Origin of the sequence: Cribrihabitans marinus, from assembly GCF_900109035.1 — a bacterium.
Taxonomy (GTDB): Bacteria; Pseudomonadota; Alphaproteobacteria; order Rhodobacterales; family Rhodobacteraceae; genus Cribrihabitans; species Cribrihabitans marinus.
In genome coordinates this window covers 403,126-426,682 of the sequence record NZ_FNYD01000004.1, presented here as the reverse complement: position 1 = coordinate 426,682, position 23,557 = coordinate 403,126, and the positions used below count along the sequence as shown (strand labels likewise).

The window sequence follows — 23,557 nt, the reverse complement described above, 5'->3', positions numbered from 1 at the left end:
GTGACGCGCCAGATCAACTACGGGATCATCGGATGCGGGATGATGGGGCAAGAGCATATCCGCAACATCGCGCTTCTGGACGGTGCGCGGGTGGCCTCGGTCTATGAGCCCGATCCCGGCATGGCGGCGCAGGCAACCTCGCTGGCGCCGCAGGCGCGGCTGGCCGCCTCGCTCGACGACCTGCTGTGGGACGAGACGCTGGATTGCCTGCTGATCGCCAGCCCCAACCATTGCCACATGGACCAGATGGCGCAGATCGCCGCCGCCCGCCCGCTGCCGCTCCTGGTGGAGAAGCCGCTGTTCACGGATCCCGAGGATGCCGGGCGGCTGGCCGAATTCCACAACCGCTATCCCGCGCCGGTCTGGGTGGCGATGGAATACCGCTACATGCCGCCCATCGCCGCCTTCCTGAAGCAGGCCGAGGCCGCAACCGGCGGCATCCGTATGCTGAGCATCCGCGAACACCGCTTTCCCTTCCTCGAAAAGGTCGGCAACTGGAACCGGTTCACCCGAAACACCGGCGGCACGCTGGTCGAGAAATGCTGCCATTTCTTCGACCTGATGCGCCTGGCGCTGCGGGCCGAGCCGGTGCGGGTGATGGCCTCGGCAGCGCAGTCGGTCAATCATCTCGACGAATCCTATGACGGCGAGATCCCCGACATCATCGACAACGGGTATGTCATCGTCGATTTCGACAATGGCAGCCGCGCGATGCTGGAACTGTGTATGTTCGCCGAAGGTGCCGCCTATCAGGAGGAACTGTCCGCAATCGGCCCCTCGGGCAAGATCGAGGCCTTTGTGCCCGGACCCGGCCGGTTCTGGCCCGACAGCCTGGGCCCCGCGCCGACGCCGAAGCTGGTGGTCAGCCCGCGCGCGCCCAAGGGGCCGATCACTTACGCGATCCCCGTTGACAAGACCTTGCTGGAGGCGGGCGACCACAACGGCGCCACCTTCTACCAGCACCAGGGGTTTCTGGACGTGGTAAGGGAGAGGAGATCCGCGCCCGAGGTGACGCTGAACGACGGGGCGATGGCCGTCCGCATGGGTCTTGCCGCGCAGCGCTCTGCCGCCACGGGTCAGGCGGTGCGGCTGGACTGATCCGCCCCGTCCCCGAGCAGCGCCACCAGTTCGGACACCCGTTCGGCATTGTCGCGCGCCAGCGATCCGTCACGGTTCCACAGGGAGTTCTCGAACCCGATCCGGCATTTCCCGCCGTGCCGGGCGGCGCGCAGCAGGCAATCGGTCTCGCCCGGCCCGAAGGCGCAGATGGCCCAATCGGGCGACAGCTTCCGCTCCTGCAGCCACGCCAGGAACGGGTCCAGGTCCGACGGCTCGGAGGTCTGGTTCTTGCTGTACCGCCCCAGCACATAGATCAGTTGCAGCGCCTGGTCCCGCAAGGCCTCGTCGCCGATGACACCAGCCAGCAGATCGGCATCCGCCAGATCGTAGAGGATGTGCTGCACCGCGATCCCCCGCGCGGCGCAGTCGGCATAGAAAGCGCGTGCCACGTCCTGCGGATCCCGGCACATCTCGCGGATCGCGACCGAGACCATGTCGGCGCCGGTGCCCAGGGCAACGCGGCGTTGGACCTCGGGTGCGTAAATCCCCACCGCCTCGGTGGTGATCTGCACGGCCAGGTCCGGCACCGCATCGGCCAGCGCGCGCAAAGCGGTGCGATAACTGTCCACGTCCAGAAGATGCCCTCCATCCGCGTCCCGCAGGTGCAGGTGCAGCCCGTCCGCCCCGGCGGCATGGCAGGCGGCGGCGGTCTCCAGCATCTCGTTCAGCGTGACCGGCAGCGCCGGGTGATCCGATTTCTGCCGGCGCGCGCCGTTCGGCGCCACCATGATACGGGGCAGCGGCCTCATAGAACCTGCGCCAGCGTCCTGGACAGCTTGCCCACCAACTCGCCGATCTGGTCCTCGGAAATGATGAAGGGCGGCGCGATCAGGACGTGATCGCCCATCTGCCCGTCGATCGTGCCGCTCATCGGGTAGCAGATCAGCCCGTTGGCAAAAGCCGCCTTCTTGAACCTGGCCGCGACCTGGCGATCCGGCGCAAAGGGCGCCTTTGTGCCACGGTGCTCGACCAGTTCCAGGCCGCGGAACAGCCCGCGACCACGAATGTCGCCCACATGCGGATGCTGCCCGAACTCCGAGACAAGGGCATCGGCCAGCACCTCGCCCATGCGCGCGGAACGATCTGTCAGCCCGCCCTCGGTCAGCTTGCGCAGCACGGTATCGGCCGCCGCGCAGGCCGTCGCGTGGCCCATATAGGTGTGGCCGTGCTGGAAGAACCCGCTGCCCTGCTCGATCGCGCCATAGATCCGCGCGGAACACAGCATTGCGCCGATGGGCTGGTATCCCGCGCCCAGCCCCTTGGCGATTGTGACGATGTCGGGCGCGATGCCGTCCTGCTCGCAGGCGAACAGCGTGCCGGTGCGCCCCATGCCGCACATCACCTCGTCGAGGATTAGCAGGATGCCGTGGCGGTCGCAGATCTCGCGCACACGCTTGAAATAGCCCGGAACCGCCGGGACCGCGCCCGCCGTCGCGCCGACCACCGGCTCGGCCAGAAAGGCGATCACCGTCTCGGGCCCCAGCCGCTGCAACTCGGCCTCCAGCTCATCGGCGACGCGCAAGCCGTAGGCCTCGGCCGTCTCATCCTCCTGCCGGCCGCGATACTCGTAGCAGGGCGCGATATGGCTGGCCGAGACCATCACCGGGTCGAAGGGCGCGCGCCGCCACATGTTCCCGCCGGTGCCCAGCGCGCCCAGCGTGTTGCCGTGATAGCTCTGCCGCCGGGCGATGAACCGGGTGCGCTGCGGCTGGCCGATCTCGATCATGTATTGCCGCGCCAGTTTCAGCGCCGCCTCCACCGCCTCGGACCCGCCCGAGACCAGATAGACCCGGTCGATCCCCTCGGGCGCATGGGCGATCAGCCGGTCGGCCAGCGATTCGGCGGGGTGCGATGTCAGAAACCCGGTATGGGCAAAGGCGAGCGTGTCGACCTGGCGCTTGATCGCGTTGGCCACATCGGGGTCGGAATGGCCAAGGCAGGACACCGCCGCGCCCCCCGATCCGTCGAGATACCGCTTGCCGTCGGAGTCGATCAGATAGACGCCATCACCCCGGGCCGCGACCGGAAGTACGGATTTCGTATGTCTGGGAAAGATATGGGACATGGCACCCCCGAGGCGTCTCCGCCATCAATGAAACAGATGATTCATCAATTGACAATCCATGAAACAAAGTGAACAAATACCTGCACGCGGAGGGAGGACCGCTTGCAGCCGACATTCGAGCAAAGACTCGCCGAGAACTACGAGACGCTCAGCGGAACGCTGCGGCAGGCGGCCGACTATCTGTCGGCCAACCCCGTGAACGTGGCCAGCCGGTCGCTCAGGACAGTCTCGCGCGAAAGCGGCGTGTCACCGGCCGCGTTCTCCCGCCTCGCCCGCGCCCTGGACTATGCCGGGTTCGAGGATCTGCGCGAGGAATTGCGCGCCAAGATCGACCGCCGGGTCAACGACTTCGCCGGCCGCGCGCAGCGCCTGCAGCGCGACCACGGATCGGACCAGGCCGGGTTTCTCGACGCGCATCTCGAGGCCTGCCAGTCCAACCTGGGCCGACTGGCGCATGACATCGACCGTGACATGCTGTCCGAAGTGGTCGATTCGCTCATCAACGCGCGCCACGTGGTTCTGCTCGGGGCGCTGGGTTCGACCGGGATCGTCGAATACCTGTCTTACATGGCCAGTTTCTGCGCCGACAACTGGAGCATGCTCAGCCGCATGGGTTCGTCCCTGGGCGGCGGGTTGACCGGGCTGGACAAACGCGATGTGGTGATCGTCGTGACCAAGCCGCCCTTTGCCACCCGCGCCATTCGCGCAGCCCAGATCGCGCGACAGCAGGGCACCTATGTCGTGCTGATCACCGACACGCACAGCTGCCCGGCGCTGCGCCATGCCTCGGCCTGGTTCGTAGTGCCGACCACCAGCCCACATTTCTATTCGTCCTACGTGGCGACCCTGTTCCTTGTCGAAACGCTGATCGGCATGTTCGTCAGCCGCGCCGGAGACGGCGCCAAGGACCGCATCGCCGAGGTCGACAAGAAAAACCGTCTTCTGGCAGAGACCTGGGACGGTTAAAGTTCCGTGAAACAGCATCATCAATAAGGGAGTATCAGATGTTGAAGAAAATGAAGTTTGCCGCCGCGACGCTGGCCACGGCCACGCTGATGGCGCCGGTCGCGATGGCCGAGGAGTTCATCACCATCGGCACCGGCGGCGTGACCGGTGTCTATTATCCGACCGGCGGCGCGATCTGCCGCCTGGTGAACAAGGGCCGCCGCGATCATGGCGTACGCTGCTCGGTCGAATCGACCGGTGGTTCGGTCTACAACATCAACACCATCCGCGAGGGCGAGCTGGAATTCGGCGTCGCGCAGTCGGACTGGCAGTATCACGCCTATAACGGCAGCTCGCGCTTCGAAGAGGATGGCCCGTTCGAGGGTCTGCGCGCGGTGTTCTCGGTGCACCCGGAACCCTTTACCGTGGTTGCGCGCGCCGATTCCGGCATTTCCACCTTCGACGACCTCAAGGGCAAGCGCGTCAATATCGGCAACCCCGGATCGGGCCAGCGCGGCACGATGGAGGTTCTGATGGAGGCCAAGGGCTGGAGCATGGGCGATTTCGCCCTGGCGACCGAGTTGAAGGCCGCGGAACAGTCGGCCGCGCTCTGCGACAACCAGATCGACGCGATGGTCTATACCGTCGGCCACCCGTCCGGCTCGATCCAGGAGGCGACCACCGCCTGCGATTCGGTGCTGGTCGAGGTTTCGGGCGACGCGGTGAGCGGGCTGGTCGACGAGAACAGCTTCTACCGCACGGCGACGATTCCCGGCGGGATGTATCGCGGCAACGACAATGACGTGAACACCTTTGGTGTCGGCGCGACCTTCGTGACCTCGGCGGATGTATCCGAGGACGTGGTCTATACCCTGGTCAAGTCGGTCTTCGACAACTTCGAGGACTTCAAGGGCCTGCACCCGGCCTTCGCCAACCTCAAGCCCGAAGAGATGGCAACCGCCGGCCTGTCGGCGCCGCTGCATCCGGGCGCCGAGAAATACTACAAGGAACAGGGCTGGATCGAATAATCCACCCACCGAAATGCGTCCGGGGGATCCTCCCCCGGACTGCACCCGCCCGAAGGGGCCAAGACAGAACAATCCAACGAACCACACCGGAAACCGGGGGGACACATGGCCAAATCTGACAAGGGCGCGCTGAGCGAAGAGGAACTACAGGAACTTGTAGCCTCCAGCGACACCGGCGCCCGGGCGCCGACCGGATCGCTTGGCATGTTCATCGCCGCGGTCGCACTGATCTGGTCGGTGTTCCAGGTTCTTCTGGCATCACCGATCGCGCCCTATGCGCTGCCGGCCGACCTGATCAACAATTCGCGTCAGATCCACCTGGCCTTCGCCATCTTCCTGTCGGCAATGGCCTATCCCCTGTTCCGCTCCAGCGCGCGCGACAGCGTTCCCTGGTATGACTGGATCCTCGGGGTCGGGGGCGCGTTTCTCGCGCTCTACGGCTATTTCTTCTATGAAAAGATCGTCGGGAATGGCGGACTGGCGGACGACAGCGACGCCCTTTTCGCCCTCGCCGGCATCATCTTCCTGTTCATCGCCGCCTACCGGACACTCGGCCCGGTGATGGTCATCCTGGCGATGGTCTTCATGGGCTATGTCTTCTTCGGCGCGTCCGAGGTGGTTCCCGACCAGATCCGCTGGGCCGGGGCCAGCCTGCGCAAGGCGATGAGCCACATGTGGATCACCTCCGAGGGCGTGTTCGGCATCGCCCTGGGGGTGTCGACCAAGTTCGTGTTCCTGTTCGTGCTGTTCGGCGCGCTGCTGGACCGGGCCGGCGCCGGCAACTACTTCATCAAGATGGCCTTCGGCGCCCTGGGCCACCTGCGCGGCGGACCGGCCAAGGCCGCGGTCGTCGGCTCGGCCGCGACCGGCCTGATCTCGGGCTCGTCCATCGCCAACGTGGTCACCACCGGCACGTTCACCATCCCGCTGATGAAGCGGGTGGGTTTCACCGCCGAAAAGGCCGGCTCGGTCGAGGTCGCCTCGTCCGTGAACGGCCAGATCATGCCGCCCGTCATGGGCGCGGCCGCCTTTCTGATGGTGGAATATGTCGGCATTTCCTATGTCGAGGTCATCACCCACGCCTTTCTGCCGGCGGTGATCTCCTACATCGCGCTGGTCTACATCGTTCACCTCGAGGCGGTGAAGAACAACATGCCGACGATCGGCGACCGCGTCGTCTCGCTGGGCCGCACAATCGGCGGGATGTTCGCGTTTTTCGCGGGCTTCGCGGTGCTGTGCTATGCGACGCAATACCCGGTCCGCGCCATCGTCTCGCTGTTCCCCGAGGGTTCGGGGCTGATCCTGTCGCTGCTGCTCTTCCTGATCTACATCGCGTTGATCTGGCTGGCCGCGCAGGTACCCGACCTGGAACCCGACGATCCCAATGCCGAGGTGGTCGAGCTGCCCGACGTGGCCAAGATCTACAAGTCCGGCCTCTATTACCTGATGCCGATCATCGTTCTGGTCTATTTCCTGATGATCGAGCGCAAGTCGCCAGGCCTCTCGGCCTTCTGGGCGACTTTCCTGCTGTTCGGCATCCTGCTCACGCAGCGCTCGCTCAAGGCGATGTTCCGGGGCGACGATAACCCGATCGCACGGCTGCGCGACGGGCTGCTCGACCTGGTCGCCGGCATGATCGACGGCGCGCGCAACATGATCGGGATCGGCCTGGCCACCGCCACCGCCGGGATCATCGTCGGCACCGTCTCGCTGACCGGGATCGGCCAGGTGATGGCCGATTTCGTCGAGTTCCTGTCCGGCGGCAACCTGATCCTGATGCTGATCTTCGTGGCGATCCTGTCGCTGATCCTCGGCATGGGCCTGCCGACCACGGCGAACTACATCGTCGTCAGCTCGCTGATGGTGGCGGTCGTGGTCGAGCTGGGAGCGCAATCCGGTCTGGTCGTGCCGCTGATCGCGGTGCATCTCTTCGTGTTCTATTTCGGGATCATGGCGGACGTGACGCCACCCGTGGGCCTGGCCAGCTTCGCCGCCGCCGCGGTGTCGGGCGGTGACGCCATCCGCACCGGTTTCACGGCGTTCTTCTACAGCCTGCGCACCGTGGCCCTGCCCTTCGTGTTCATCTTCAACACCGACCTGCTTCTGATCGACGTGACATGGGTTCAGGGCATCATCGTCTTCATCGTCGCCACGGTCGGCATCCTGGTATTTACCGCCGCCACGATGGGCTGGTTCCTGGCCAGGTCGCGGATCTGGGAGACCGCAGCGCTGCTGCTCATCGCCTTCGCGCTGTTCCGGCCCGGCTTCTTCATGAACCAGATCCAGCCGCCATTCGAGGACATCCCGCCCGCGCAATTCGAAGAGGCGCTGGGATCGGCCAAGCCGGGCAGCCAGTTGCGCACGATCGTATCCGGCCCGGATTTCGACACGCTCGAAGTCAAGGACCTGACCGTGGTGCTGACCGTCCCCGAGGAGGACAGCGCCGGCGCCCGTCTCGACGCGCTGGGGCTGATCCTGATGCCCGAAGGCGACGTTGTGCGGCTCGACGAGCCGATGTTCGGCACGCCGATGGGCGAGGACCTGTCCTCGTTCGATTTCTACGGCGAGGATCCGGTGCAGCTGAAGGCGGTCCGTGTCGCCGCGGACCAGATGCCGAAAGAGCTGATCTTCATCCCGGCGCTGCTGCTTCTGGGCCTGATCGCCCTGCTGCAATCGCGCCGCGCGGCCGCAACATCCCGTGAAGGAGCCCTGGCATGAGCAAGACGATACTCTGCGCCGTGGACATCAACCGCCCGGACGCCGAGCGGAAGGTCCTGGAGGTCGCGCTGAAACTGGCCGATCTGGACAAGGCACAGCTGGACGTGATCACCGTGGTGCCGGATTTCGGGATGAGCGTCGTCGGCGCCTATTTCCAGGACCACCAGATCGAGACCGCCAAGGACAGCGCCGGCGACCTGCTCCGGCAGTTCGTAAGCGAGGTTGCCGGCCCCGACCGCGACGAAGGGATCCGCCATGTCGTGGCGATGGGCAATGTCTATGACGAAGTGCTGCGCGCCGCCGAGCTGGAAGGGTCGGACCTGATCGTGATCGGCGCGCACCGGCCCGACCTCAAGGACTACCTTCTGGGCCCCAACGCCTCGCGGGTGGTGCGCCATTCCAACTGCTCGGTCTATGTCGTGCGCTGAACCCGGGCCGACCGCGCCCGGCAGTTGACCCGAACGGAGGTGCGATTTGCAGCTCAACGCGGATTTCACCCAGCGGGTGCTGGTGCATTCCCGAGATCTGCCCTGGGACGACTCGCCCTCCGCCGGGGTCGCGCGGCGGATGCTGGACCGGATCGGCGGCGAGGTCGCGCGCGCCACGACGATCGTGCGGTTCGCGCCGGGCCATTCCTTTGCCGCACATACCCATGGCGGGGGCGAGGAATTTGTCGTGCTTGACGGTGTCTTTCAGGACGAGCATGGCGATTACCCGGCTGGATCCTATGTGCGCAATCCACCCACGACCCGGCACACGCCGCGCTCCGATCGCGGCTGCACGATCTTCGTCAAGCTGTGGCAGTTCGATCCCGAGGACCGAACGCAATTCCACAAACCCCTGATCGAGGGGCTGGAGCCAGCAGGAGATGGCGTGATGCGCTCCGAACTGCATCGCGACGCCCGCGAAACGGTGAGCTTCCTGGTGGCCGAACCACATGCCGAAATCACCGCTTCGGTTCCCGGCGGCATCGAACTCCTGGTTCTTGACGGATCGCTGGAGGAAGCCGGTGACACGCTTGTGCCGGAGACATGGCTGCGCCTGCCCAACGGTACACCGCTCTCGGCACGAACCGGCCCCGCGGGCGCGCGGATCTGGATGAAGACCGGCCACCTGAACCACGTCCGCACACCGGAAGACTGAGGCGGTCACGCGATCCCAGAGGATCGATTCTTTCGAGGTGGAAAATGGTGCCGCTGAAGGGACTCGAACCCCCGACCCCATCATTACGAATGACGTGCTCTACCAGCTGAGCTACAGCGGCCCCGGTCGCCTCCGGATGGCCCGCGAAGCGTGCCGCGGCCATAGCAAAGAGCGGCGGAACTTGGAAGGGGTTATTTGCGCTCCTCCTCCACCGCCGGCTCGGGGTTGGCCTCGGCCGCGGCTTGTGTCTCGTCCGCGGCGTCCTCGACGATCTCTGCGTCAACCGCATCGACAGGCTCCGGCGCGGGGTCCGCCCCGTGATCCTCCAGCGCGCCAACGATCAGCGGCAGCATGGCGGCGCCGGTGGCCGAGCCCAGATCGGGCGTCTGCGGCGCGGTCCAGCTGAGCGTGTCGAAGCGCCCGCAGCCCTCGCAGACCGGCCCCCATTCGCCGTGGATATGCTTGCAGCTGTCACAGACCCATTGCGGGCCGCGCGGTGCGGTCAGTGCCTTGGCCAGCCAGCCCTTAACCACCGAATCCGGTGCCCCCTCGCCGCGCTCGATGGCGGCCATCAGGGTGTAGGCGCGCGCATCTCCGTTGGCTTCGGCCAGGTCGCCCAGCGCGCGGCGCGCTTCGGGAAAGTCCTCGGCCACGATGTGCAGTTCGGTCATCAGCAGCCGGGTCTCTGGATGATGCGGATGCAGCCGCGACAAGGCCTGGAACCGCTTGATCCGCTGCTCCGGTGTCTCGTCCGGGGCGATCTCGGCAAAGGCATGGGCCAGGTCGGGGTGCGGTTGGGCATCCCAGGCCTTCTTGAGGATCTTGGCGGCGTTACGGGGCTTGCCGTTGGCGATATGTGCCCGCGCCGCCATCGCTGCCGCCGGCACCAGGTCGGGCGACAGTCGGTTGGCCTCGATCGCGCGCTCCTGCTGGTTGACCGATCCGCCCTCGTCCAGCAGGTCGCGCGCCTCGGACAGCGCCAGGACCGCGTCGCGGCGCTTGTAGATGTCGCGCGCCAGGTTGCCGGATTTCAGCTTGGCGGTCAGGGTCGACCGCGCCCCCGCCCAGTCCTGCGCCCGGGTCTGCAGCGACAGCAGGACATCCTGGGTCTCTTCGTGCTTCGGCTTGATCTGAAGCGCCTTCTCGGCCAGCTTGCGGGCGGTCTCGTCATCGCCTTCGGACAGTTTCTGCTTCATGATCCCGCGCACGCCCACGAACCGCGTGTCCTGGTTGGTGACCAGTTTCTTGTAGGTTTCGACCGCCTTGCGGGTATCGCCGGTCATTTCGGCGGCCTGCGCGACCAGCAGGTTGGTCAGTTCGGGCTTGCCCAGCAGGCGTTCGGCGCGGTTGGCCTTGGCCATCGCCACCCGCCCCTCGCCCGAGGCCAGCGCCAGCAGGCCCTCGGACAGCGCCTGGTATCCGCGCCGTTCCCGCCCGCGATCGAAAAACCGCGACAGGGCGGTCTCGTCCCCGTTGAGAAATTTCAGCGTCGCGATCAGCAGCGTGAGCAGCTTGAAGAACAACCAGATCGCCAGCACCAGGATGCCGAAGGCGATGACCGATTGCAGCGGGCCCAGCGTGTATTCGGTTCCGGCGACGGTCAGTTGCACACCGCCGCGCGCCTCCAGAAGGAACCCGGCACCCAGCGCCAGAAGGGCGACAATCGCCACGTAGACAAGGATCTTGAGCAGTGACCACAGCATGGCAGGTCCTTCAGTTCGAGTTCAGGCTTTGCGCGAGCGTATCGACGGCATCCAGCGCGGATTGCCGGTTTCGGGCCACGCTCAGCCAGTCGGACAGGGCCGTCTGGGCGGTTTCGGGCAGGGCCGAAAGTTCGGACAGGGTGGTGTCGAGATCGCCGTTGTCGAGCGCCGCCTCGGCCCGCGAAAGGATTGCGTCGGGGTCCGATCCTTCCTTGGGGGCCACCGAGCGCGCGCCGGTCTGCCGCTCGAGGAAGGCCAGGAGGCCCGCGCCCTTGGACTCCGCGCGCACCGCGGCCAGGGCGTTGCGGGCGGCGTCGGGAAAGCCCGAGCGCAGCGCGTCCAGGGTCACGATCCCATCGGCGGCGGTGGCCGAAAGCACATCCGGTACCTCGACGCCGCCCTCCTGCAGTTCGGCCAGGATGTCCTCGTAGGATGCACCGGTGTCCAGCCGCCCGCGCAACCGTGCGACCGCCGACTGGTTGGCGGCCAGCTGGGCATTCGCGGCGGCCTCGGCCTCCAGCGCGCGGGCCTCCTCGAACATCTGTTCCACATCCGCGCGCTGCGACGTGATCGACTGGCGCAGCTTGTCCAGTTCCGCCTCGTAGGCGGCGATGGCCTGGTCCGACAGGCCTTCGGAAATGGGGCGTTTTTCGATCTCGGTCAGGCGGGACTCGAACTCGCCCAGCGCCGCCGAGACCGAGCCGACAACCGGCTCCAGCCCGTCCAGGCGCTCGGCCAGCGGCGTGATCTCCCCGCTCAGTTCCTCCAGGCGCCCGGACAGTCCCGAGACGTCAGGCATCTCGATTGCCGCCACCTCGTCACGCAGATCCGAAAGGCTCTGGCCCTGCTCGGACAGGCGCGCCTCAAGCGACGCGACCGCCTCGGAATTGTCGGCGCTGCGCCAGGATGGCGGCAGGAGCGGGTCGATGATCTGCGACTTGCCGGCCACGAATCCCAGGATCGCCGCCAGGGCACCGCCGATCAACGCCGCGCCGAAGCCACCGCGCTTTTCGACCGTGCGCTCGATGATCTTCTGTTCGACCGGCGGCAAGATCTCGCGTTCGGCTTCGGCTTCGGCTTCGGCTTCGGCTTCGGCTTCGGCTTCGGCTTCGGCTTCGGCTTCGGCTTCGGCTTCGGCTTCGGCTTCGGCTTCGGAAGGCGCCTCTCCGGTCACCTCCCCGGAGTCAATCTCGGGCTTGCCGGACTCACCGGGCTTGGCCGGGTCGTCTGTGGTCTTGCCGGTCTCGGGCTTGGGGCTGGCATCGGTGTCCAGATCCTTGTCCTTCTTGTCCGCCACGGTGCTGTTCCCCTTCGATTCTTTGTCATCAGAAAGCCAAGACCCCTGGCGAGGTTAATGCGCGACCTGCTCACCCTCAACCCGCAAGGCCAATTTCACCAGCTTTTCCACGGCTCTGCCCATCGCCGGGCCATCGGGACGCTCCGCCACCAGAAGATGCCGCGCGGCCAACGGGACAAGGGGTTCGGCGGTCGCGTCGCTGATCGCGGCCAGCCACAAAGGCGCGCCAACCGCGGCCTGGTCGGCGAATTGTCGCGCCGTCCGGGGTGAGAACAGCGGCGCCGCGACCGGCACGTCGCTCTGCAATACACGCTGTGCTTCCGGCGCCAGCGGCAGCAGGGTCTGGGCATATACGGCCTGCGACCGCGCCGGCAGACCGGCCCGGGACAGGCGTACCGCAACATCGACACGGGCATGTTCGCCGCGCAGATGCAGAAGCGGGGCATCCGGCCGTTGCTGCGAGAGATCGGCGATCAGTTCCTCGGCCGTCCCGCCCGCCATGTGCGCCCGCCATCCGGCTGCCCGCGCGGCCTCGGTGGTGGCCGGCCCGACGCAATGGCAGGGCAGATCGCGGTCCGACAGGGCCTGCGCGGCGGCCGCCACGCCGTTGGGCGAGGTGAAGATGAGGCCGCGCACACCCGTGGTGTCGATCCCGACCGGCAGCGCCCGGATCTCAAGCAGCGGGGCATGGATCACCTCGACCCGGGCGCGGGTCCAGGGATCGAGGGCCGCAACGAAGTCTTCCGAGGCGGCGCGGGGGCGGGTCATCAACAGGCGCATGGGGCGCGGCACCTCCGGCGCGGGATTGTTTGCGGCTCTGCGGGGTGCTACCTCCGCGGTCAGGTCATCATGCAACGGGCAGGGCCCATGCCGCAAACACTTACCGTTCTCGGGCTGGAAAGCAGCTGCGACGACACCGCCGCCGCGGTGGTGCGCCAGATGCCCGGCGCGGGCGCCGAGATCCTGGCCTCGGTCGGGCACGGGCAGGCCGAGCTGCACGGCGCCTATGGCGGGGTGGTTCCGGAAATCGCGGCGCGGGCGCATGCCGAGAAGCTGGATGTCTGCGTGATCCAGGCATTGGGTGACGCCGGGCTGGATCTGGGCGGGATCGACGCAATCGCAGTCACCGCGGGGCCGGGCCTGATCGGCGGGGTGATCTCGGGCGTGATGTGCGCCAAGGGCCTGGCCGCGGCCACCGGCCTGCCGCTGATCGGCGTCAACCACCTGGCCGGCCATGCCCTGACGCCGCGGCTGACCGACGGGATCGCCTTTCCCTATCTCATGCTGCTGGTCTCGGGCGGGCATTGCCAATACCTGATCGCGGACGGCACCCAGGATTTCACCCGGCTGGGCGGCACGATCGACGACGCGCCGGGCGAGGCCTTCGACAAGACCGCGCGCCTTTTGGGCCTGCCGCAGCCCGGCGGCCCATCCGTCGAGGCCGAGGCGCGGCACGGCGATCCGGCGCGGTTCCGCTTTCCCCGGCCGTTGCTGGACCGGCCCGATTGCAACCTGTCCTTCTCGGGGCTCAAGACCGCGCTGCTGCGCGCCCGGGATCAGCTGGTCGCGGAGCAGGGCGGGTTGACCCGGGCCGATCGCGCCGACCTCTGCGCCGGGTTCCAGCAGGCGGTGGTCGAGACGCTGGCGGCCAAGACGCGACGGGCGCTCACGCTCTACCTGCAACAGGATCCGCCCGAGCCGGTCCTGGCCGTCGCCGGCGGTGTCGCCGCCAATGAAGCCATCCGCGCCGGGCTGGAATCCGTCTGCGCCGAGATGGGCGCGCGGTTCCTGGCGCCGCCGCTCAGCCTGTGCACAGACAATGCCGCCATGATCGCCTATGCCGGGCTGGAGTTGTTCCGCGATGGTGTGCGGCACGGCATGGACCTGCCCGCCCGGCCGCGCTGGCCCCTGGATGACAGCAGCCCGGCGCTTATGGGCGGCGGCCGGAAAGGGGCCAAGGCATGAGCGTCGCGGTGCTGGGGGCCGGCGCGTTCGGCACGGCGCTGGCGGTGTCGCTGGCGGGGAACGGTCCGGTCACCCTGTGGACGCGATCACCCGACCACGCGGCCGAGATGCGGCAGCGCGGCGAGAATGCCGCGCGGCTGCCCGGAATTGCCTTGCCCCCGGGCCTGCGCATCAGCGAGGATATCCGCGCGGCGGCCGCCTGCGACACGCTGTTGCTGGCGGTGCCGATGCAGAAGCTGCGCGCGCTGCTGGCCGCGCATGGCCCGGTTCTGGCGGAAAGGTCGCTTGTCGCCTGCTGCAAGGGGATCGAGCTGGGCAGCGGTCTGGGGCCGGTCGCGCTCATCCAGTCCATCCTGCCCGAGGCCAGGGCCGCCCTGCTCACCGGGCCCAGCTTTGCCGACGACATCGCGCGCGAACTGCCCACGGCGCTGACGCTCGCCTGTGCCGACCCGGATCGCGGCGCGGCCCTGCAACGCCAGCTGACCACCGGCAACCTGCGGCTCTATCGCACGACCGACGTGACCGGGGCGGAACTGGGCGGGGCGCTGAAGAACGTCATGGCCATCGCCTGCGGTGCCTGTATCGGACAGGGCATGGGCGACAGCGCCCGCGCCGCCCTGCTGACCCGCGGCTTTGCCGAGTTGCAGCGCTACGCCGCCCATCGCGGCGCGCGGCCGGAGACGCTGATGGGGCTGTCCGGCCTGGGCGACCTGACGCTCACCTGCACCTCGGACCTGTCGCGCAACTATCGCTATGGCCTGGCCCTGGGACGTGGTGAGACGTTCGACGACGCCATGACGGTCGAAGGTGTCGCCACCGCGCGCGCGCTGGCCGAGATCGCCAGCGCCGATGGGCTTGACTTGCCCATCACAACCGCCGTCGCCAGACTGAGCCGGGGTTCGCTCAGCGTCGCCGACGTGATCGCGGAGTTGCTGAACCGTCCGCTGAAGGAGGAATGAGATGTTGGTAGCCCTTATCGCCCGCGACAAGCCAGGTTCGCTGCAGACCCGGCTGGACACCCGGTCGGACCATCTGGCCTATATCGCCGAGACCGGGGTGGTGGCGCAGGCCGGGCCGCTGCTGGAGGGGGAGGAGATGATCGGCTCGCTGATCATCCTGGACGTTCCCGACATGGATGCGGCGCGGGCCTGGGCGGATGGCGATCCCTATGCCAAGGCCGGGTTGTTCGCCTCGGTCGAACTGGTCGCCTGGAAGAAGGTGGTAGGCTGATGGCGTATTGGCTGTTCAAATCCGAACCCTCGACCTGGAGCTGGGACCAGCAGGTCGCCAAGGGCGAGACCGGCGAGGAATGGGACGGCGTGCGCAACTATCAGGCGCGCAACTTCATGCGCGAGATGGCGCTGGGCGATCGCGGGTTCTTCTACCATTCCCAATCAGAGAAGACGGTCGTTGGCATTGTCGAGGTCTGTGCCGAGTCGCATCCCGACAGCACCACCGATGACGACCGCTGGGACTGCGTCGACATCAAGGCCGTGCGCGGGTTCACCCGGCCGGTCACGCTGGAGCAGATCAAGGGGGATGAACGCCTGTCCGAGATGGTGCTGGTGCGGAACTCGCGCTTGTCGGTGCAACCGGTGACCGAGGCGGAATGGCGGGTGGTCTGCGCCCTGGGGCAGACAGATCCGGATTGATCGGGCATTCTGCCTCCCGCAGGGACAGGGAGGTGCGGAATGGAACTGCTCAACATCATCGTGGCGACGATGGCCGGATTCGGCCTTGGCGCCGTCTGGTACAACGTGCTGTCCGAGCCGTGGATGGACGCGGCGGGCATACCGCGCGGCCCGGACGGTCAGCCCGAGGGCGGCATGGATCCCAAGCTGCTGGTGCTCGGGTTTGTCATGCAGCTGCTGGTGGCCGGCATGATGAGCCATATCTTCCGCTCGAGCGGGGTGACCACACTGGGCGCCGGGTTGGTGAGCGGCGCGGGCGTGGGGCTGTTCCTGATCTCGCCCTGGATCGTGCTCAACAACTCCTACGCGATGCGGCCCTGGAAGCTGTCGCTGATCGACGGCGGCTATGCCACGCTGGCCTGTGCGGTCATTGGTCTGGTTCTGACGCTGTTCTGAAAAACAGGGGAAGGACCGGAACATCCCGATCCTTCCCCTTCCCCTTCCCCGCGTGCTCCCTAAGCCACCACACGCATGAAATTCCTGAGGTCGGACCGTCCTGGTCACGTACCGAATTTCTCCGATCCCGGCCGCGATTGCAAATCCAAAGAGCCGAGGATCTGTCTCAAATGCAAAACGCCCGCACATCCGGCGGGCGATTCTGATTTCGGTCCGGAAGCGGTCAGGCGTAGACCGATTCCTTGCCGAAATGCTTGGTCAGCATGTAGTAGACGACCGCGCGGTACTTGTTGCGCTCGGACCGCCCGTAGGTCTCGATCACCGAGTTCAGCGCGGCATCCAGGTTCGGCCCGTCGGGCAGGCCCAGTTTCTTGATCAGGAAGTTCTTCTTGACGGTTTCAAGCTCGCCAGGCTGACTGGCCGCCACCGTCGAGGCATCGGCGTCGTAGATCGCCGGGCCACAGCCGATTGTGACCTTGGTCAGCAGATCCATGTCGGGTTGCATCCCGCATTTCGTTCGCAGGTCTTCTGCATACTGAGCGATCAGATCGTCGCGTTTACCCATATTCACTCTCCCTGAAATCCATGTTTTGTCCCAATGCGCCCTTGCTGCGCGGTGCGAGATTAGCCGCAGGCCGGAACAGGACAAAGGGAATTTTTCCGGGCATTCCCCGTTCGGCGGCTCGGGGCCGCAATCGCCATTGCGACGCGCGGAAACGAAACGCGCCGCCGCGGCAGGGCCGGGGCGGCGCGTCGATCTCGGGCAGAGGCCCGGATCAGTAGCGGTAATGCTCGGGCTTGAACGGCCCCTCGGGCTTGACGCCGATATAGGAGGCCTGCTCGGGATCGAGCTGTGTCAGACGCACGCCGATCCTGCCCAGATGCAGGCGGGCGACCTTCTCGTCGAGGTGCTTGGGCAGGATATAGACCTGGTTGTCGTATTGCTCGCCCTTGGTCCACAGCTCGATCTGGGCCAGCACCTGGTTGGTGAAGCTGGCCGACATCACGAAGGACGGATGCCCTGTGGCGTTTCCGAGGTTGAGCAGGCGGCCTTCGGACAGCAGGATGATGCGGTTGCCCGAAGGCATCTCGATCATGTCCACCTGTTCCTTGATGTTGGTCCACTTGTGGTTCTTCAGGGCGGCCACCTGGATCTCGTTGTCGAAATGGCCGATATTGCCGACGATGGCCATGTCCTTCATCTCGCGCATGTGGTCGATGCGGATCACGTCCTTGTTGCCGGTGGTGGTGATGAAGATGTCGGCGCTGCCGATCACGTCCTCCAGCAGCACGACCTCGAACCCGTCCATCGCCGCCTGAAGCGCGCAGATCGGATCGACCTCGGTGACCTTGACCCGGGCGCCGGCACCGCGCAGCGAGGCGGCCGAACCCTTGCCCACATCGCCATAGCCGCAAACCACCGCGACCTTGCCGGCCATCATCGTGTCGGTGGCGCGGCGGATACCGTCGACCAGGCTTTCCTTGCAGCCATACTTGTTGTCGAACTTGGACTTGGTGACGCTGTCATTGACGTTGATCGCCGGGAAGGGCAGCTGCCCGTCCTTCATCAGCTTGTAGAGGCGGTTGACCCCGGTCGTGGTCTCTTCGCTGACGCCCTTGATGGCGTCGCGCTGCTTGGTGAACCAGCCCGGGCTGGCCGCCAGGCGCTTGCGGATCTGCGCGAACAGGGCGACCTCTTCCTCGGAACCCGGCGTGTCCAGGAACGCGGTGTCGCCCGCCTCGGCGCGCGCGCCCAGCAGGATATACATGGTGGCATCCCCGCCATCGTCGAGGATCATGTTGCAGGTGCCCTCCTCGAACAGGAAGATCCGGTCGGCGTAGTCCCAGTATTCTTCCAGCGTCTCGCCCTTGATGGCAAAGACCGGCGTGCCGCTTTCTGCGATGGCCGCGGCGGCGTGGTCCTGCGTCGAGAAGATGTTGCACGACGCCCAGCGCACATCGGCGCCCAGCGCCACAAGGGTCTCGATCAGAACGGCGGTCTGGATCGTCATGTGCAGCGACCCGGCGATGCGCGCGCCCTTGAGCGGCTGGCTCTTTCCGTATTCCTCGCGCAGCGCCATCAGGCCTGGCATTTCGGTTTCCGCGATATCCAGTTCCTTGCGGCCGAACCCGGCCAAACCGATATCCTTGACGATGTAATCCCCGGCCATGCCAGTCGCTCCATTTTCCTTGAACGCAATTTGCCTGCCACCTAGCACTCGGGCGCGGGGCTGGCAACGCGGTTCGCCGGAACCACGGGCGCGACATGGAGTTCTCGCCGGTTTTGCAGGCTGCGACCGCCGTCACAGGCGGTGTGCGGTCAACTTGGTGTATCCTCGACCGCTTGTTTGGGTATCGCCTGGAAGAAATCGGTGCCAGCGGCGACAATGCAGGAAATGCCGTTGGCCTGGGTCAGAAGAACCGTGAACGTCCCCGTTTCGGGCGAGGCCCAGATCTCCATCACCGATTGCTGCCCCCGGCGCTGCTGCAAGCCGCCGACGGTCAATTCCTCGGCATATTTCCGTTGCAGCTGTTCGATCACGCTATCGCGCAATCCGCAGGAGGCAGCATTGGCTGGCGGCGCCGTGGCGGCCATGCCGAAGATGAGGGAAAGTCCCAACAGACGCTTGAACATGACAAGCTCCTTTCAGTACAGGTTTCGCACTGAGAGGGACGCACAGGGAGGAAGGTTGCGCCCCCCTCAACTCTTAATATCGGAACCGGACACCGCGGTTTCAAATCGAGCGGGCTCAAGAAACGGTTTGCGGCGCGTGATCCCGACGTGTCCAGAATGCGTCGGAATTGTGGCTGAACCGTGGCAGTTGGTCAGGAGTGTAGCAAAAATGGCAACACCACCCAGAGCATGGCAGCGCATGCTGTCGGGCCGGCGGCTGGACCTTCTGGACCCCACGCCGGTGGATATCGAGATCGAGGATATCGCGCACGGGCTGGCCTTCGTGGCCCGCTGGAACGGCCAGACGCGCGGCGATTTCGCCTATTCGGTGGCCGAGCATTCCCTTCTGGTCGAGGCGCTGTTCCTGCGGATCGCGCCCAAGGCACCGGTGCGCTGGCAGCTGGCGGCGCTGCTGCACGACGCGCCGGAATACGTGATCGGCGACATGATCTCGCCGGTGAAGACCGCGGTCGGTCCGGGCTATGGCCAGCTCGACGCACGGCTTGCGGCGGCGATCCACATCCGGTTCGGCCTGCCCGCGACGATCCCGGCCACCGTGAAGCGCCAGATCAAGCGCGCCGACCGGATCAGCGCCTGGATGGAGGCGACCCGGATCGCCGGCTTTTCGGAGGTCGAGGCAACGCGGTTCTTCGGACGGCCCGACCGGACGCTGATGGAGGGGCTGGATATCCGGCTGCGCCCGCCGGTCGAGGTGCGCGCAGCCTTCACCGACCGCCATTCCGCGCTGATGTCGCGGCTTTGACCGCTTCGCTCAGGTCGGGGTGTCCGACGCGGCCCGGCGGGCTGCCCTGCGGGCCCGGCGGTCCTGCCGCATCCGGCGGATCCGCGCCCGCTCGTATTCCGGAGACTCGACGTAATCGCCCCGCTCGCCCAAGCCCTTGTCGCGAAACAGCGCGGCGCGGTTCTCCTCGGTAAGCTCGGGCCAATCGACGTTGGGGGCGACGAACCCGCCTTCGGCCAACGCCTTCCCGGCGCGGACGAGATCAAGTTCGCCAAAGGACAGACGATCCGCCCTGCCCTTTCCCTGCTTCACCCATTCAGTGTGCAAGGCCTCGATCACCAGCGGCGTGCGGCCGCAGAACTTCTCGACATTGGTCGCCAGCTGCGCTGCCGCTCCGGACTTGCGCCGCAGGATCATCGCCACGTTCTGGTCGGGGCGCCCGACCATCGCAAACAGGTGCAGCGCCGATCCGTCCACGGCGATCACATGGGTCGCGGCCTTGTAGCGCGCCATCTGGGTGGCAAGGTCATGCTTCTCGGGATGAAAGATCTCATAGCCCTGCTGCACCAGCTGCTCTTCCAGGCGCTCTTCTCCCAGCAGCCCGCCCTTGCCCAGCCCCAGGGCCGAGCGCGAGATATAAAGCCTCTCGGGTCCGTCGGCGGCGATTTCCCGTGCAAAACGCGCGTGCATCGCGTCCCGGAAACTGCGCGTGCCGCCAATCAGGGCGCCGATCCCGAAACCCTGGCCGGGGACCACCAGTTCCTGCACGCATGTCGGCGCGGTGATCACGCGGATCGGCAGGTCCGGCGCAAGCAGCGACACGAAATCCCGCTGAAATTCACGCACGGCATCCCCGACGCGGGGACGTTTGGGAATGAACAGGACACCATCCACAGGCCGGTCGAGCGCGTTCAACGCCCAAAGGCGCGATGTGCTCTCGACCAGGAAATGCCCGAAATGCTGCCACAGAACCCCGCCCCAGAGCCAGCGGCCGGCAAGCGTCTCGGTCACGGTCTCCGGCCGGGGCGGCGCGACGGTGATCGGACGGTGCCGACGCCAGAGCGCGCCATGGGCGCAATAGCTGCCATCGGAGGCCAGGATGCCGGCGGGCTGGACGAAATCGCTTTCTTCGGGCGGAACGACAATCGGGTCGGCCAGGGTTTCGAGCCGTTCCGACCACCCGCCATCGGGAACCGGCAAGCTCCTGGGATTGTCGCGGTCGGATTCGGGATCGGCCATGGCCGGTCCTAGCGCGGGCTGCGCTTGGCCAGGATGCGCTGCAGGGTCCGGCGGTGCATGTTCAGGCGGCGCGCGGTCTCGCTCACATTTCGGTCGCACAGCTCATAGACGCGCTGGATATGCTCCCAACGCACCCGGTCCGCGCTCATCGGGTTTTCCGGCGGCGGCGGCAACTCGTCGTCCGACGCAAGCAGCGCATTGGTGATGTCGGTCGCATCGGCGGGTTTCGACAGGTAGTCGGTGGCACCGATCTTGACCGCCGCCACGGCGGTGGCGATGGCGCCGTATCCGGTCAGGACGACGACCCGGCAATCGGGGCGCTTCTCGCGCAGCACCTCGACCACGTCCAGGCCGTTGCCATCCTCGAGCCGCAGGTCGACCACTGCATGTGCCGGCGGGCGCGCGGTGGCGATGGCCCGCCCGGCGGCCACGGATCCCGCCGTCTCGATCTCGAAGCCGCGGCGCTCCATCGCCTTGGCCAGGCGGCGCAGAAACGGCTCGTCGTCGTCCACCAGCAAGAGGGACTTGTCCGGTCCGATGTCCAGCGATTCGGTGTCGGCCATGCTCCGCCTTTCCGCAGCTCAGGTCGTTGTTGTTCTTGTCTTGATCCAGAGTATTAGCAGCGCCGGGTCAAAGGTCAAACAACCAGTCATGTTCAGCTGTTTTCCAGAAAGCAGCCGATCCTGTTGGCCATCTGCTCGGGCGTTTCCTCCCGGCGGAAGAACTCGACAAACCCGTGCTCGGGCAGCACCAGGTAAGAGAAGGTCGAATGGTCGACCAGGTAATACTCGTCGCTCTTGTCCTGGGCCTTGTAATAGGTCTTGTAGGCCTTGCTGGCCGCCTTGACCTGTTCCGGCGATCCGGTCAGGCCGATCATCCGCTCGTGCAGGGTGTCGGCGAAATCGCCCACCACCTGGGGCGTATCGCGGTCGGGGTCGACCGAGATGAAGATCGGCGTCACCATCTGGCCCCGGTCCTCCAGAATGTCGACCGCGTCGGCGTTGCGCGCGGTGTCCAGGGGACAGACATCGGGACAGAAGGTATAGCCGAAATAGATCAGCGAAGGTTCGGTGATGACATCCTTGTCCGTGACCGTCTCGCCCTCGGAATTGACCAGTTCGAACGGCCCGCCGATGGTCTCGCTGCCGCCGGCGATCTGGCCCGCCCGGCACTGGGCGAACCGGTCGTCGCCGCCCCCGCCCAGGGTCATCGCCCAGGTCACCCCCAGCACGAGGGCAAGGGCCAGGGCAGCGGCAAGGACATAAAGGCGGGACATTGCGGCATCCTGACGTGTTGGACATTGATCGAAGGCAGCCGGAGACCTATCAAGTCATCCAGCCTTTGCAACGGGACATAACGATCCAATGGCGGAATCCAACCTGAGCCACTGGCCCGGCCAACAGCGCAGCAGCTGGATCCGGATGCGCACGCTGATCCTGCTGCGCTGGGTGGCCATCATCGGCCAGATCACCGCCATCACGGTAGCCCAGCAGATGTATAACCTGCAGCTGGACCTTGTGCTGTGCTACCTGGTGATCGGAATCGCGGCGGCGGCCAACCTGGCGGTCACGGTGATCTATCCCGAAAACAAGCGCCTGTCGGAATTCGAGAACCTGCTCATGGTCATGTTCGACCTGCTGCAGCTGGGATCCCTGCTCTATCTGACCGGGGGCTTGCACAACCCCTTCGCCCTGCTGCTGCTGGGGCCGGTCACGGTCGCGGCCAACGTGATGGGCCTGCGCTCGACCCTGATCATCGGCGGAACCGCGGTGATCCTGGTGACGCTGCTGGCCGCCTTCCACGTGCCGCTCAGAACCGACATGGGGTTCATCCTGCGGATTCCCGAGCTGTTCGTGTTCGGCAACTGGGCCGCGATGGTCATCGCGGTGGTGTTCCTGGGCGCCTACTCGCACCGCATCAGCTCCGAGGCGCAATCCATGTCCGAGGCCCTGGCCGCCGCCAACATGGCACTGGCGCGCGAGCAGAAGCTGACCGACCTGGGCGGCGTCGTGGCCGCCGCAGCGCACGAACTGGGCACGCCGCTGGCGACGATCAAGCTGGCCAGCTCGGAACTGATCGAGGAATTGCAGGACCAGCCAGACCTTTGCGAGGACGCATCGCTGATCCGCCAGCAGGCCGACCGCTGCCGCGACATCCTGCGCAACATGGGTCGTGCCGGCAAGGACGATCTGCACCTGCGCCAGGCCCCGCTGTCGACGGTCCTGCACGAGGCGGCCGAGCCGCATGTGGACCGCGGCAAGACCGTCCTGTTCCGCGAGGGGCCGGGCGAAGGCGGGGATCTGCAGCACCCGTCGATCCTGCGCAAGCCCGAGGTGATCCACGGGCTGCGCAACCTGATCCAGAACGCCGTCGACTTCGCGCGCGAGACGGTCTGGGTGGACTCGGAATGGACGCCCGACACGATCACCGTGCGGATCATGGATGACGGGCGCGGCTTTCCGGTGCAGTTGATCGGCCGGATCGGCGATCCGTTCATGCGCCGGCGGCGATCGGAATCCGAGCGGCGGGCGCGGCCGGAATACGAGGGCATGGGGCTGGGCCTGTTCATCGCCAAGACCCTGCTGGAGCGCAGCGGCGCCGAGCTGAGCTTTGCCAACGGCGCGGACCCCTACCAGAAACTGGCCGATCACCCCGAGCGACGGGGCGCCATCGTCCGGGTTGTCTGGCCGCGCCGCAAGATCGATGCGCAGACCGGAGACCATGCGGTGCCGGTGGGTCTGAACCAGCCTTTCCGCGTCTGATTAAGCCCCTGTTAACCTTAGTCGCTTCAGGATGGGCGCGGGGCCCTGCCCCTTTGGAAGGACACGTTTC

At 66.3% G+C, this 23,557-nt stretch carries 24 protein-coding genes and 1 tRNA gene; 13 read left to right on the top strand and 12 right to left on the bottom strand.

The features are described 5' to 3' along the window. Complete coding sequence (locus BMX57_RS09210; RefSeq protein WP_092365468.1) at positions 1–1,098, top strand: Gfo/Idh/MocA family protein; 1,098 nt, start codon at positions 1–3, stop codon at positions 1,096–1,098. On the opposite strand, the gene BMX57_RS09205 is transcribed toward BMX57_RS09210, so the two are convergent. Both BMX57_RS09205 and BMX57_RS09200 read right to left on the bottom strand, forming a co-directional pair. Beyond that, positions 1,077–1,868 carry a 3-keto-5-aminohexanoate cleavage protein gene (locus tag BMX57_RS09205; protein ID WP_092365465.1) on the bottom strand — a complete coding sequence of 264 codons (792 nt, stop codon included), beginning with the start codon at positions 1,866–1,868 and terminating at the stop codon, positions 1,077–1,079. The genes BMX57_RS09210 and BMX57_RS09205 overlap by 22 nt on opposite strands. After that, positions 1,865–3,184 (bottom strand): aspartate aminotransferase family protein, encoded by a 1,320-nt coding sequence (locus BMX57_RS09200; protein ID WP_092365462.1) that lies wholly within the window; start codon positions 3,182–3,184, stop codon positions 1,865–1,867. Before BMX57_RS09200 ends, BMX57_RS09205 begins: the two co-directional genes overlap by 4 nt. A 102-nt stretch (positions 3,185–3,286) precedes the next feature. Here BMX57_RS09200 and BMX57_RS09195 point away from each other — a divergent pair, with 102 nt between their 5' ends. The 5 genes from BMX57_RS09195 (at position 3,287) to BMX57_RS09175 (ending at position 9,018) form a co-directional block, all read left to right on the top strand. Further along, positions 3,287–4,150 carry a MurR/RpiR family transcriptional regulator gene (locus tag BMX57_RS09195; protein ID WP_092365458.1) on the top strand — a complete coding sequence of 288 codons (864 nt, stop codon included), beginning with the start codon at positions 3,287–3,289 and terminating at the stop codon, positions 4,148–4,150. A 38-nt stretch (positions 4,151–4,188) separates the two neighbouring features. Next, a complete protein-coding gene (locus BMX57_RS09190) occupies positions 4,189–5,157 on the top strand; it encodes a TAXI family TRAP transporter solute-binding subunit (protein ID WP_177175425.1) in 969 nt (322 codons plus the stop codon). Between the two features lie 105 nt (positions 5,158–5,262). Continuing rightward, a complete protein-coding gene (locus BMX57_RS09185; protein WP_092365455.1) occupies positions 5,263–7,875 on the top strand; it encodes a TRAP transporter permease in 2,613 nt (870 codons plus the stop codon). Then, complete coding sequence (locus BMX57_RS09180; protein ID WP_092365452.1) at positions 7,872–8,303, top strand: universal stress protein; 432 nt, start codon at positions 7,872–7,874, stop codon at positions 8,301–8,303. Before BMX57_RS09185 ends, BMX57_RS09180 begins: the two co-directional genes overlap by 4 nt. Before the next feature lie 46 nt (positions 8,304–8,349). Continuing rightward, on the top strand, positions 8,350–9,018 hold the full coding sequence (locus tag BMX57_RS09175; protein WP_092365449.1) for a cupin domain-containing protein: 669 nt from the start codon (positions 8,350–8,352) through the stop codon (positions 9,016–9,018). Between the two features lie 45 nt (positions 9,019–9,063). Here BMX57_RS09175 and BMX57_RS09170 read toward each other — a convergent pair. The 4 genes from BMX57_RS09170 to BMX57_RS09155 all read right to left on the bottom strand — a co-directional run bounded on the left by BMX57_RS09170 (position 9,064) and on the right by BMX57_RS09155 (position 12,798). Beyond that, positions 9,064–9,139 (bottom strand) — tRNA-Thr (locus tag BMX57_RS09170). Positions 9,140–9,209: 70 nt separating this feature from the next. Further along, positions 9,210–10,721, bottom strand: a complete 1,512-nt coding sequence (locus tag BMX57_RS09165; RefSeq protein WP_092365446.1) for a heme biosynthesis protein HemY — start codon at positions 10,719–10,721, stop codon at positions 9,210–9,212. 10 nt (positions 10,722–10,731) lie between these two features. Continuing rightward, on the bottom strand, positions 10,732–12,018 hold the full coding sequence (locus tag BMX57_RS20410) for a COG4223 family protein (RefSeq protein WP_143057915.1): 1,287 nt from the start codon (positions 12,016–12,018) through the stop codon (positions 10,732–10,734). Between the two features lie 54 nt (positions 12,019–12,072). Next, positions 12,073–12,798, bottom strand: a complete 726-nt coding sequence (locus BMX57_RS09155; RefSeq protein WP_229724221.1) for a uroporphyrinogen-III synthase — start codon at positions 12,796–12,798, stop codon at positions 12,073–12,075. Positions 12,799–12,885: 87 nt separating this feature from the next. Between BMX57_RS09155 and tsaD the strand changes: the two genes are divergently transcribed. From tsaD to BMX57_RS09130, 5 genes are read left to right on the top strand one after another with little or no spacing between them, the layout of a single operon-like run. Then, a complete protein-coding gene (tsaD, locus tag BMX57_RS09150; RefSeq protein ID WP_092365443.1) occupies positions 12,886–13,983 on the top strand; it encodes a tRNA (adenosine(37)-N6)-threonylcarbamoyltransferase complex transferase subunit TsaD in 1,098 nt (365 codons plus the stop codon). Then, complete coding sequence (locus tag BMX57_RS09145) at positions 13,980–14,942, top strand: NAD(P)H-dependent glycerol-3-phosphate dehydrogenase (RefSeq protein WP_092365440.1); 963 nt, start codon at positions 13,980–13,982, stop codon at positions 14,940–14,942. Before tsaD ends, BMX57_RS09145 begins: the two co-directional genes overlap by 4 nt. A 1-nt stretch (position 14,943) precedes the next feature. After that, a complete protein-coding gene (locus BMX57_RS09140) occupies positions 14,944–15,213 on the top strand; it encodes a YciI family protein (RefSeq protein ID WP_092365437.1) in 270 nt (89 codons plus the stop codon). Next, positions 15,213–15,635, top strand: coding sequence for an EVE domain-containing protein (locus BMX57_RS09135; protein ID WP_092365434.1), 423 nt, complete (start codon positions 15,213–15,215; stop codon positions 15,633–15,635). The genes BMX57_RS09140 and BMX57_RS09135 overlap by 1 nt, the downstream gene beginning before the upstream one ends. Before the next feature lie 39 nt (positions 15,636–15,674). Continuing rightward, a complete protein-coding gene (locus BMX57_RS09130) occupies positions 15,675–16,070 on the top strand; it encodes a DUF1761 domain-containing protein (protein ID WP_092365431.1) in 396 nt (131 codons plus the stop codon). A 223-nt stretch (positions 16,071–16,293) separates the two neighbouring features. On the opposite strand, the gene BMX57_RS09125 is transcribed toward BMX57_RS09130, so the two are convergent. The 3 genes from BMX57_RS09125 to BMX57_RS09115 all read right to left on the bottom strand — a co-directional run bounded on the left by BMX57_RS09125 (position 16,294) and on the right by BMX57_RS09115 (position 18,705). After that, positions 16,294–16,635 carry a DUF2853 family protein gene (locus tag BMX57_RS09125; protein WP_092365429.1) on the bottom strand — a complete coding sequence of 114 codons (342 nt, stop codon included), beginning with the start codon at positions 16,633–16,635 and terminating at the stop codon, positions 16,294–16,296. Between the two features lie 211 nt (positions 16,636–16,846). Continuing rightward, the gene (ahcY, locus tag BMX57_RS09120; protein WP_092365426.1) at positions 16,847–18,241 is read right to left on the bottom strand and encodes an adenosylhomocysteinase; all 1,395 of its coding nucleotides are present in this window, start codon (positions 18,239–18,241) and stop codon (positions 16,847–16,849) included. A gap of 149 nt (positions 18,242–18,390) precedes the next feature. Continuing rightward, positions 18,391–18,705 (bottom strand): hypothetical protein, encoded by a 315-nt coding sequence (locus BMX57_RS09115; protein ID WP_092365423.1) that lies wholly within the window; start codon positions 18,703–18,705, stop codon positions 18,391–18,393. 208 nt (positions 18,706–18,913) lie between these two features. Between BMX57_RS09115 and BMX57_RS09110 the strand changes: the two genes are divergently transcribed. Next, positions 18,914–19,507, top strand: coding sequence for an HD domain-containing protein (locus BMX57_RS09110; RefSeq protein ID WP_092365420.1), 594 nt, complete (start codon positions 18,914–18,916; stop codon positions 19,505–19,507). Positions 19,508–19,516: 9 nt separating this feature from the next. Here BMX57_RS09110 and BMX57_RS09105 read toward each other — a convergent pair whose 3' ends face one another. From BMX57_RS09105 to BMX57_RS09095, 3 genes are all read right to left on the bottom strand, one after another. Next, the gene (locus BMX57_RS09105) at positions 19,517–20,725 is read right to left on the bottom strand and encodes a glycosyltransferase family 61 protein (RefSeq protein ID WP_092365417.1); all 1,209 of its coding nucleotides are present in this window, start codon (positions 20,723–20,725) and stop codon (positions 19,517–19,519) included. Between the two features lie 8 nt (positions 20,726–20,733). Next, positions 20,734–21,288: an ActR/PrrA/RegA family redox response regulator transcription factor gene (locus BMX57_RS09100; protein ID WP_092365414.1), complete on the bottom strand. Its 555-nt coding sequence runs from the start codon at positions 21,286–21,288 to the stop codon at positions 20,734–20,736. A gap of 92 nt (positions 21,289–21,380) precedes the next feature. Then, entirely contained in the window at positions 21,381–22,001 is a 621-nt protein-coding gene (locus tag BMX57_RS09095; protein WP_092365411.1) for an SCO family protein, read from the bottom strand. 88 nt (positions 22,002–22,089) lie between these two features. Here BMX57_RS09095 and regB point away from each other — a divergent pair, with 88 nt between their 5' ends. Then, positions 22,090–23,487, top strand: coding sequence for a sensor histidine kinase RegB (gene regB, locus BMX57_RS09090; RefSeq protein ID WP_092365408.1), 1,398 nt, complete (start codon positions 22,090–22,092; stop codon positions 23,485–23,487). Positions 23,488–23,557 lie beyond the last annotated feature (70 nt).

Bases quoted from the DNA above. Each gene is read 5' to 3' on its own strand.
- BMX57_RS09180 (WP_092365452.1), top strand. From the start codon at position 7,872: ATGAGCAAGACGATACTCTGCGCCGTGGACATCAACCGCCCGGACGCC.
- BMX57_RS09145 (WP_092365440.1), top strand. From the start codon at position 13,980: ATGAGCGTCGCGGTGCTGGGGGCCGGCGCGTTCGGCACGGCGCTGGCG.
- BMX57_RS09105 (WP_092365417.1), bottom strand. From the start codon at position 20,725: ATGGCCGATCCCGAATCCGACCGCGACAATCCCAGGAGCTTGCCGGTT.
- BMX57_RS09135 (WP_092365434.1), top strand. From the start codon at position 15,213: ATGGCGTATTGGCTGTTCAAATCCGAACCCTCGACCTGGAGCTGGGAC.
- BMX57_RS09110 (WP_092365420.1), top strand. From the start codon at position 18,914: ATGGCAACACCACCCAGAGCATGGCAGCGCATGCTGTCGGGCCGGCGG.
- tsaD (WP_092365443.1), top strand. From the start codon at position 12,886: ATGCCGCAAACACTTACCGTTCTCGGGCTGGAAAGCAGCTGCGACGAC.
- BMX57_RS09100 (WP_092365414.1), bottom strand. From the start codon at position 21,288: ATGGCCGACACCGAATCGCTGGACATCGGACCGGACAAGTCCCTCTTG.
- regB (WP_092365408.1), top strand. From the start codon at position 22,090: ATGGCGGAATCCAACCTGAGCCACTGGCCCGGCCAACAGCGCAGCAGC.
- BMX57_RS09140 (WP_092365437.1), top strand. From the start codon at position 14,944: ATGTTGGTAGCCCTTATCGCCCGCGACAAGCCAGGTTCGCTGCAGACC.
- BMX57_RS09095 (WP_092365411.1), bottom strand. From the start codon at position 22,001: ATGTCCCGCCTTTATGTCCTTGCCGCTGCCCTGGCCCTTGCCCTCGTG.
- ahcY (WP_092365426.1), bottom strand. From the start codon at position 18,241: ATGGCCGGGGATTACATCGTCAAGGATATCGGTTTGGCCGGGTTCGGC.
- BMX57_RS09155 (WP_229724221.1), bottom strand. From the start codon at position 12,798: ATGCGCCTGTTGATGACCCGCCCCCGCGCCGCCTCGGAAGACTTCGTT.
- BMX57_RS09130 (WP_092365431.1), top strand. From the start codon at position 15,675: ATGGAACTGCTCAACATCATCGTGGCGACGATGGCCGGATTCGGCCTT.
- BMX57_RS09115 (WP_092365423.1), bottom strand. From the start codon at position 18,705: ATGTTCAAGCGTCTGTTGGGACTTTCCCTCATCTTCGGCATGGCCGCC.
- BMX57_RS09165 (WP_092365446.1), bottom strand. From the start codon at position 10,721: ATGCTGTGGTCACTGCTCAAGATCCTTGTCTACGTGGCGATTGTCGCC.
- BMX57_RS09200 (WP_092365462.1), bottom strand. From the start codon at position 3,184: ATGTCCCATATCTTTCCCAGACATACGAAATCCGTACTTCCGGTCGCG.
- BMX57_RS09185 (WP_092365455.1), top strand. From the start codon at position 5,263: ATGGCCAAATCTGACAAGGGCGCGCTGAGCGAAGAGGAACTACAGGAA.
- BMX57_RS09205 (WP_092365465.1), bottom strand. From the start codon at position 1,868: ATGAGGCCGCTGCCCCGTATCATGGTGGCGCCGAACGGCGCGCGCCGG.
- BMX57_RS09190 (WP_177175425.1), top strand. From the start codon at position 4,189: ATGTTGAAGAAAATGAAGTTTGCCGCCGCGACGCTGGCCACGGCCACG.
- BMX57_RS09125 (WP_092365429.1), bottom strand. From the start codon at position 16,635: ATGGGTAAACGCGACGATCTGATCGCTCAGTATGCAGAAGACCTGCGA.